The following is an 8,730-nucleotide window of genomic DNA, read 5'->3' as shown; positions in this document are numbered from 1 at the left end:
TACACTCCTAACTCTGAAGTTAGGATTATTTTCATATAAAAGTGGCTCACTTTTCAACTGCGATGGTGGCTCAGTTTTAGCTTATCAAATACAATGGATTTGTTCATGCGTTTGAATTCTTTGGAGGGGTACCAACCGAAGGACTCTTTGATAACTTGAAAACAGCTGTCATCAAGATTCTTCAAGGCAGAGACCGATTAGAACAAGAGTCCTTTCTTGCCTTACAAACACACTATCTATTTAAAGCTGAGTTCTGTAATGTCCGATCAGGAAATGAAAAAGGACGAGTGGAAGGATCGGTTGGGTATGTAAGAAGGAATGCCCTTGTACCAGAACCAGAAGTTCAATCATTAAATGAACTGAATGATTACTTAAAGGAATGGTGTTTAAAAGAAGCTGAGAACAAAAAGGTTCCTCACTCAAAGGAAACAGTTGGCGATGTGTGGGCTAAAGAAAAAGAATAGGGGAAACGCCTACGAATCTATTAGACTATAAAGTTAAAAAGTCGAACATAGCTCAATATGAACAGTTATCAGGAGGTCAGATGAAATGAATACAGAAATTATGCTTGATCACATCGTGAAACAATTAAGAATGCCTACAATTGGAAGACAGTATCGTTCTCTCGCAAGAGAAGCCGAAGAAAGAAATCTAAGTTATGAAGGATACTTATTAGCATTACTAGAAACAGAATTACAAACAAGAGAAGAAAACCAAAGACAGAGACGGCTCAAACAAGCCTCATTTCCTGTCCAAAAAACATTAGATACCTACGACTTCGGCATGATGCCAAGTTTGAATCGAAACCGCTTTATTACTTTAGCGAAAGGAGAGTTTGTAGAAAAGAAAGAGAATCTCATTTTTCTCGGCAACAGTGGCACTGGCAAGACACATCTAGCAACGGCCTTGGGGATAGAAATGATTCAAAATGGCTATCAAACTAAGTTTATTACTGCTTCTGCACTAGTGGAAGAATTACTAATGGCTAACGAAGAGCATAAGCTTGGAATGTTTGAGAAAAAGTGGCTCAAATTTGATGTGATCATCGTAGATGAATTGGGTTACGTCCCCTTCTCAAAAACGGGGGCGGAATTATTGTTCCAATTCTTTTCAGGTAGGTATGAACGCGCTAGCGTAATGATCACAACTAATCTAGAATTTTCTGAATGGACGAATGTTTTTGGGGATGAAAAGATGACCGCTGCATTACTCGATCGATTGACGCATCGTTCACATATCCACTTACTAAATGGAGAATCATACCGTTTCCGTCAAAGTATGATGCATAAGGAAAACGTCAAGATTAATCATCGGCGCAAGGTGTTTGGGATACTTGCCCCGGGGCAAGTATCCCAAACACCCATATTCCTCCATTTATGGGGTTTAACAATATTAAGTGGCTCACTTTTGAAGTGATCGCTCTGGCTCAATTTCATATTGACAAAAACAATTGAATTCATCCATAGATTATTTAGCCTAGTATCATAATTCACTGATAATAAGAAAAATGATGTACAATGATTTTTAATAAATTATATTTGCACCAGAACCCTCCGTCTTTACATATTTATAGTTACGCTTTCTTTCTTACATCTGATTATATATAACATTTGGTTAGAGCTATCAGTAATGATCACTTTGAATTTTCCTAAAGCTATCCCTGATATCTCAAATTTTTAAAGATTATAGCAGGATTGTAGTGAAGTCTTTGCGAATTGTATTTATTAGGAGGATATGTTATGTCTGAATACAATAAATATATCGTTTATATTGGATGCATCCAATACATCAGAGATGGAGAATTTAGGGCTGTATTTTTAGTGTTATCCTATAAAAGAAAGCTCCATATTCTGTAACCTCTCAATATTCGTAATCTTACGGAAAATTTTTAAGGTAAAATAAGGTTAAAAACTTTTTTATTAAATAAAATATTATAAAGAGTTTAGGGGGATGGATTATGGATACTGATGGACTGATCATAACCACAGTAGTCGGATTGATTTGTATTTTTTTGGGATACTTAATTTGGTTTAAAAAGATGCTTTTTTTAATAGCGGGTTACAATGACTCAACTTTTGAAGGGGATAAAGAAAAATTAGCAAAAGGAACTGGGATTGTTCTTATCATATCAGGTATAGTAACGATACTTTTACCCTATTTCCTATACTGGTTTGGAAACGCTATGGGAATAATCTATTGTTTACTCATCATTATAGGGATAGTAGTGATATTTTTGGTGAAAAGTAAACGATGAAAAAACTTCATATCAACTTTCAACAACGGATTGTTTAGTTTGACTTGCGGCGCGTAGTTTTAATAGAACCATTAGATACAAGCATAGACTGAACCTTGACAACTCTGAAGTAGTGTGCAGCCTTCGACACTTAATCGGGGTCCTCCCCTCTGGACAGCTCTCTTTTTCATCTGCAATAAAGATTCACTTAAACTTATAAGTCTTCGTCTTGAGACTAGTTGACGTAATATATGAGTTAGTTGATATTTTCTTTATTCATTTAGCTGAACGGTTTATTACTCATTTACCTATTCGCCAATCCCTATTCTTCTTTATCTTAGGCTGTTTACTCACAGATTATTGCTAAATAAGGGTAAAAATAAAAACAGAGCTTGATCTATAATTCTTGTAGAATCAGTTCTGTTTTTTTACTAAATCGCCTGCTGCCGCTGTATAATAATAAGTATCTAACTTATCAACTTTTTTGGGTTGAGCTACTGATGTTATGAAGTCTACTTCCTTACGTGATATATGTCTTGTTTCATTTTCTTAAATAATGCTAGTTGCTGCTTTATTCAAATAACTCTATATTATTGAACCCTTCTTGAACCAGAATTACAGGGTACAGTTTAACTGTAAATAGTTTATTGTTATTTTTTATTCTCAACTTCAATAGAAGGGTTTAACTTTAATAATTCTTCAAGAAATTCGCCTCGATTTTTTGGGGAAATTAGAACACTCTTCTCAGAATCATAAACTATTTTTAACCGATCTAGTGAAAGAGCAGGTGAAGATAAAATATTAGTGGCTTTTTGGACAGATTGGATATTATAAACAGAGATGTTTATATGAATAAAGGCAGAGCGAATGACTAATTTTGTATCTGTAATAACATAAAAAGTCGTAAACCAAAACCAGAGGATTAAAAGGCTCACTGGAATACACGATAGTGCAATATAAATATCCATATTAATTAAAAGAATAGTATAAAGTGCTATTATTGCCCCAAAAAGAATAAAAAAAATCCACCAATCTTTTTTCGATACAAATTTCATAAAACCACTCCTTCTTTATCTTAATATTTTAATAATGATTAACAGATCCTACTAATAGCTTAATTCTAAGTGATTTCGTAAACATGCTCCTTATGAATACCACTTGGCCTGCAGTTTCTAATAAACCATTGTTTATAGACCATCCTTTAATCTGAAATACCCTTTTTTATAATTTAAACGAAACATAAGTCGCTTTAAATTTATTCTTTTTTATACACACAAGAGCTACTGTCACAATTGTTAACCGGGATAATTTTTCTCGTTCTAGCTATGTATTTATAAATACAACTTCCTATACCTAATAAGCTAGAGAGTTTAATGGGAAGCCAAAGTATCATAAATAGTGGCAACCTAGCTGTGATTGAAGCAATGGATTCAATACCTACAGTAATATGATTATTCTTTTTATTCAAACAATACATTTCCTTCTCTAGCTTTTCTAGAGGTACATTAATCGTGCCTTCCAAATTTTCTCTAATACTTTGAAGCTCAATTAAATGAAGCCAATCAAATCTTTCTATATTAATTTTTACGTTTTTACAAATAGGACACCAACTATCATAAAATACGACTATTTTTCCGAAAACATTCATTTATATCAACTCCTTTCGTCTTTATTATAATACTTAAACAATATTATAATTACTTTTTTGTTAATATTTAACTAAAATTTGATTTATTATTTTATAAAAGCAATAATATTCGAAATTAATGATTTATAGATTATAGATGGCATAGGACAGTGATGTTTTCTAATCAGTTAAAATATAGATTCCACCTGGTTTATTAACAGTAAATAGATAATTAAAGAGGTTTATTATAGTTTTTAAAAACTGAAAATTATGGCTTTTTAAGTTTTTGAATGTATATTACTTTTTTTCTAAATCTCAGCTTAAAAAATAAATCACTTTCTACTTTAAACGTAATCTTTGAGAAAATCTTTAAGAGGTATGAGATAGCTCGAAAGAAGAAGCACCAATGTTGTTTTCAAACTGGTATCTATTCATTGGTAAATTCCTCTCCATCCTACTCGACTTGCCTAATAAAATTTTTAAAATAAATCTCTAACAAATCTATTAAATAAAATAAAAAATTTATATATTTTTTACTATATATTAAAATATTTCTATAAATGTATTTTATTTTGGAGAATAAATGCTAAAATATAGAAAAAACGGAGGTGTTAAAAAGATAATTATGAATAATTCTACTTATATTAAAACTAATAAAACTATCTTTATCTTCTTTTTTGTAACTGTATTAATTGGATTCTTAGTATTATTTTATTCAATTGTATCAACACTCCCTACTTCTCCGGTTTCACTAGATAAGGAAAAAAGAAGCATAGTACAAATATTGTATCCGCAATCTTGGGGTTTTTTCAGTAAAAATCCTAGAGCCGAGTTTTATGACGTTATTGATGCTAACACTGGTGAACAAGCGGTTAAATGGCCTAATAACAGAATACGTAATGGGTTCGGATTAATAAGATATGGCAGAGGACAAGGAACTGAAATAGCAATGCTAGTACACCAAGTGAAGAATGATAAATGGGCTATTTGTAAAAAAGATTCACTTCAATGTTTAGAAGAGTTAAATACAGAAAAAATAACAATTAATAACAGCACTCCTAATCCTACAATATGTGGAGATATTGGTGTAGTAGAGTCCTCTCCAATCCCATGGGCTTGGGCAAAGTATTCAGATAAAATTAAACCCACGTCAAAACTAGTTAGGGTGAAAGTATCATGTTCGACAAGTTAAATATATATATAAGTAAATGGGCAACAGACAATAATCCTTGGACTAATGTTTATGGATTATCAAGAACTATTATGGCTTTTTCTACAGCATTAACCTTGGCATTAAATAATGCAGAAACAATATTTAAACCTGCAGTTGGGATAGATGAATATCCCGTATGTTCAAATATTGGCGCTATTAGTATTTTTTGTTTAACATCGAACGATTATTTTTGGTTAAATATTATGCGATGGATCAGTATACTTATTTTGCTAATAGTAGCTTCAGGGTGGAGACCTAGAGTAACGGCTCTTTTTCATTGGTGGATATCTTTTAGTCTACAAGTCTCAGGGCTAACGCTTGACGGTGGTGAACAAGTAGCAGCGGTTTTCACCTTATTACTTCTACCGATTGCTCTAACTGACCCTAGAAAGAGCCATTGGGAAAAAATCAAAGAACCTGAGAAAATAAAGGACAAAATTTATGCCAAAATAATGGCTTTAGTCGCTTTTAGTATTATTAGAATTCAAGTCGCATTATTATACTTTAGCTCTACCACTGCTAAGCTAACAGATCCAGAATGGATTGATGGTACAGCAGTTTATTACTATCTTCAGGATCCAATGTTAGGTCTTAATCCTTGGTTGGAAAAAATATTTAATCCTATACTATCTTCTTGGCTTATTATATTTCCAACATGGGGAACTTTACTAGTCCAAATTCTACTTATTGTAGCTCTTTTTGCACCAAGGAAACGCAGGAAATATATTTTAATCATTGCCATCTGTATGCATGAAGTATTCGCTTTTTTCTTAGGTTTAATAAGTTTTTCTCTAATAATGTTCTCTATACTCCTTTTATATTTGAGACCATATGAAGATGAGTTTAAATTTAATTTTTTGAATTTTTCAACTAGAAAGAAAATTGAAAATAAATTAAATGAGGAAAAATTGAAGGAGGTGGTTTAATCTCAATTTGGTATCAGTTTTTTCATCTAGAAGCTTTAGCAAAAGGTCAAAATTATTTAAACTAAAAAATAGGCAGGGGGAAAAAATGATCAACCATTTTAAAAGATTAAAAAGTAGATTTATATTGACTATGATAGCTGTAATAACAATTTCATCTCTAACAGGTTTTACCAACCTGGCCAATGCCGATACAACTCCAAAAGAGAGACTAAGTGGTGAAGAACTATATGCAGGTCTTATTTTTGGACAAGGTGAAATTGCCAAAAGCTTTGATACGATATGGACAAAAAAGCATTAAAAGAAGTTAATTCTAAAGAAGGAAGATTAACTACTAAACTAGTAATAGATGAAATGAATAAAGTAGATCCTGCCTTTTTTGATGAATTAGAAGCTAACGTTTACAGTTCAGATTTAGAAGGTACCCATGAAGCTTTAGTTAAAAGTACAGGAGTTCTTGAGAAAGCTTTAGATAATTTAGGAGCATCAACTAGTGATCCAGGTGATATTTCTACAAATTGTTTAGCCGCTGCTGTTGCAACTCTAGCATTGGCTTTAGGAGTGCAGGTTGCTATTGTAGGACTAAACGTAGCTGCTTTAGAGAGTGCTGCATGGGTACACAATAAAGTGTATTTCTACTCAAGTATTATAGAAGAAGGAAATACATCTACAGAACAAGAACTTATGACGTTATCACTGATTGAAAGTGCTTTAAAATATAATTAAAAGAATTATTAGAAATAATAATTGAGTGATTTCCATAGGAAATTCGATTTTTATCAGGTATTTGCTCCTGTATATGCGTTCCATTTTCTCTTATTCAACAGGATAACTAGATAGACGGCACAAATAAGGTATCTGTAGAATGGTATTTACAGATACCCCTATTTTTATGGCTTTCTGGACTGACTCAATAATACATTTTCTTGTTTTGTAGTGTTTCTTTAAAACCGTCCTATTTTTTATCGGTAACGAAGTATTAGATAAATTATCTATTTATAGGTTCTGGTGCAAATATACTTTGTTAAAAAACATCTTACATCATTATCCTTCTCATCTGTGAATTATGACACTAAGCCAAAAAAACACTAGCACATGACATGAACTATCTATACATTTAATGATATTTCCATGAAAATCTTCGTTATATTCCTTTGCTGTAATGATTTTTACATAAGGTATAAGTGCAGAGTGCATATTCAGGTATTTTCAAAAGTAGCTTTTGATCCTCAGTCCATAGACTATCAATCAGTTTCTGTTTTTGTTCCCGTTTACGATTATCTACCAACTTTTGCTTCAGTTAAGTCATCAAAATCCTTTATGATAGGAGGTACACTAAAAAAGTTATACCGAATGTAGCCAACCTTTCTTTCAACGTTTCCTTTTTCATGACCACTTCTCGGATTACATACCTGTACATTAAAACCATAATGATTTTGAAAAGCTAAAAATTCATCTGTTAATTGTGCTTCCCCTTGTGAGTTTCTTAATTTTTTCACCGCAAGTTTCGAATTATCGATGTGTATACTTAATGGAACACCTTCTGCTTGCTTAAACAGTTGTTTCCATCCACTTAAGAAACATTCTTGATTATTCAGATGGAAGGGGAACTGAAAATGCAACATTACTTATAAGGAAACGACATAACTAAGGCATGAATATCAACTCTTCATAAATTTGTTTATTGGTTCTTCGTAGTTTCTTTTTTAAACGAAGATCTTCTTCTAACCAATCACTAACCATCTCTCCCCAATGTTCCTCATACATCATCCCTTGTTTAGGGCGAATTTTAGTTGTTGGTACTTGCTCATCATCTGCATACTTTTTTAGCAGTACGCCAATTAATTTTTAGTGTTTCTGCAATCTTAGTAATTGATTATTCTTTTTGATTTCTCATTAATTTGATACAATTAATTTCAGACATTGCTAGCATTCTTTCCTACCTCCACTGTTGGATTCGACACCTTTACAGTGAGTGACTTAGGGTGGCCTGGCAAGTCTTTTTTTATGGCACTAAAAAAGTGCTAGACTCTATACAAATACATTGCACTAGCCTGCACTTTTATTTTGCAATAAACACCCGCATTAATATATCGAATTACGGCAGATGAGAATTTCAAAGAAGAGGACGCTCAAAATAAAGTTAAAGAGCAAATGGAATAGATTGCCCAATGTAATGTTGATGCCATTCTCATTACTTGCACAAGCTATAGTGCGATTTTACAGGAAAAGAAGCTCTCAATATTAGTGCCAGTTATAAAAATTGATGAACCCTACTTTGAACACATTTGCAATATACGGCAACCTCAGACAATCCTATTTACAAATCCCGCAACTGTTAATAGTACTATGAAGCGTCTCAATCAATATGCTTACAGTCATCAAAAATCTTTGGATGTAGATGTAATTGTCATTAACACTACATTTGAATTAATAATGCAAGGTAGAAAGCACGAATATAATCAGGAAATTTCCAAATTTCTGCACAAAATTATTAAAGAAGATAAAATTATCTCAGTTGCTCAATTATCTATGGTCGATGCATCCAAGAAAGTCGAATATATGACATCTAAGCCTATAATTAATCCTTTAGATACATTAATTTCTTCCATTGTTTATCAATCAAAAATAGAGAAGAAATAAAACAGCGGTAATCTGATTTTCTTATTATTTGATTGTTAAAATTGTTGTACAAGTACCCATTTTTTGCTCAACTGAGTGTAGCCCCTATCCC

8 protein-coding genes and 2 pseudogenes are annotated in these 8,730 nt (G+C 32.3%); 7 read left to right on the top strand and 3 right to left on the bottom strand.

The window, feature by feature from the left end:
• Positions 1-155 precede the first annotated feature (155 nt).
• The 3 genes from FEZ13_RS16915 (at position 156) to FEZ13_RS16905 (ending at position 2,254) form a co-directional block, all read left to right on the top strand.
• Positions 156-464, top strand: coding sequence for a transposase (locus tag FEZ13_RS16915; protein ID WP_186725966.1), 309 nt, complete (start codon positions 156-158; stop codon positions 462-464).
• Between the two features lie 85 nt (positions 465-549).
• On the top strand, positions 550-1,416 hold the full coding sequence (gene istB / locus FEZ13_RS16910) for an IS21-like element helper ATPase IstB (protein WP_146553645.1): 867 nt from the start codon (positions 550-552) through the stop codon (positions 1,414-1,416).
• A gap of 541 nt (positions 1,417-1,957) precedes the next feature.
• On the top strand, positions 1,958-2,254 hold the full coding sequence (locus FEZ13_RS16905) for a DUF3784 domain-containing protein (protein ID WP_146553644.1): 297 nt from the start codon (positions 1,958-1,960) through the stop codon (positions 2,252-2,254).
• Positions 2,255-2,883: 629 nt separating this feature from the next.
• Here FEZ13_RS16905 and FEZ13_RS16900 read toward each other — a convergent pair.
• Both FEZ13_RS16900 and FEZ13_RS16895 read right to left on the bottom strand, forming a co-directional pair.
• The gene (locus tag FEZ13_RS16900; protein ID WP_146553643.1) at positions 2,884-3,288 is read right to left on the bottom strand and encodes a PH domain-containing protein; all 405 of its coding nucleotides are present in this window, start codon (positions 3,286-3,288) and stop codon (positions 2,884-2,886) included.
• 200 nt (positions 3,289-3,488) lie between these two features.
• Positions 3,489-3,881 carry a thiol-disulfide oxidoreductase DCC family protein gene (locus FEZ13_RS16895; RefSeq protein ID WP_146553642.1) on the bottom strand — a complete coding sequence of 131 codons (393 nt, stop codon included), beginning with the start codon at positions 3,879-3,881 and terminating at the stop codon, positions 3,489-3,491.
• A gap of 562 nt (positions 3,882-4,443) precedes the next feature.
• On the opposite strand from FEZ13_RS16895, the gene FEZ13_RS16890 reads away from it, so the two are divergent.
• The 3 genes and pseudogenes from FEZ13_RS16890 to FEZ13_RS16875 all read left to right on the top strand — a co-directional run bounded on the left by FEZ13_RS16890 (position 4,444) and on the right by FEZ13_RS16875 (position 6,722).
• A complete protein-coding gene (locus FEZ13_RS16890; RefSeq protein WP_146553641.1) occupies positions 4,444-5,052 on the top strand; it encodes an SdpA family antimicrobial peptide system protein in 609 nt (202 codons plus the stop codon).
• Positions 5,037-5,999, top strand: coding sequence for a lipase maturation factor family protein (locus FEZ13_RS16885; RefSeq protein ID WP_146553640.1), 963 nt, complete (start codon positions 5,037-5,039; stop codon positions 5,997-5,999). The genes FEZ13_RS16890 and FEZ13_RS16885 overlap by 16 nt, the downstream gene beginning before the upstream one ends.
• A gap of 85 nt (positions 6,000-6,084) precedes the next feature.
• Positions 6,085-6,722, top strand: a pseudogene (locus tag FEZ13_RS16875) (sporulation delaying protein family toxin).
• Positions 6,723-7,273: 551 nt separating this feature from the next.
• Here FEZ13_RS16875 and FEZ13_RS19840 read toward each other — a convergent pair.
• Positions 7,274-7,495: a hypothetical protein gene (locus FEZ13_RS19840; protein WP_222434431.1), complete on the bottom strand. Its 222-nt coding sequence runs from the start codon at positions 7,493-7,495 to the stop codon at positions 7,274-7,276.
• Positions 7,496-8,075: 580 nt separating this feature from the next.
• On the opposite strand from FEZ13_RS19840, the pseudogene FEZ13_RS16865 reads away from it, so the two are divergent.
• A pseudogene (locus FEZ13_RS16865) lies at positions 8,076-8,639 on the top strand (hypothetical protein); the annotation flags it as partial.
• Positions 8,640-8,730: the final 91 nt, after the last annotated feature.

It is taken from the genome of Rummeliibacillus sp. SL167 (assembly GCF_007896505.1).
Lineage (GTDB): Bacteria > Bacillota > Bacilli > Bacillales_A > Planococcaceae > Rummeliibacillus > Rummeliibacillus suwonensis.
Note: the sequence above shows the minus strand (reverse complement) of the source record. Positions and strands in the feature narration are given on the sequence as shown.

What these genes read in the sequence shown, in the direction of transcription:
- istB (WP_146553645.1), top strand. Translation starts at nt 550, where the DNA reads ATGAATACAGAAATTATGCTTGATCACATCGTGAAACAATTAAGAATG.
- FEZ13_RS16905 (WP_146553644.1), top strand. Translation starts at nt 1,958, where the DNA reads ATGGATACTGATGGACTGATCATAACCACAGTAGTCGGATTGATTTGT.
- FEZ13_RS16900 (WP_146553643.1), bottom strand. Translation starts at nt 3,288, where the DNA reads ATGAAATTTGTATCGAAAAAAGATTGGTGGATTTTTTTTATTCTTTTT.
- FEZ13_RS16895 (WP_146553642.1), bottom strand. Translation starts at nt 3,881, where the DNA reads ATGAATGTTTTCGGAAAAATAGTCGTATTTTATGATAGTTGGTGTCCT.
- FEZ13_RS16890 (WP_146553641.1), top strand. Translation starts at nt 4,444, where the DNA reads ATGCTAAAATATAGAAAAAACGGAGGTGTTAAAAAGATAATTATGAAT.
- FEZ13_RS16885 (WP_146553640.1), top strand. Translation starts at nt 5,037, where the DNA reads ATGTTCGACAAGTTAAATATATATATAAGTAAATGGGCAACAGACAAT.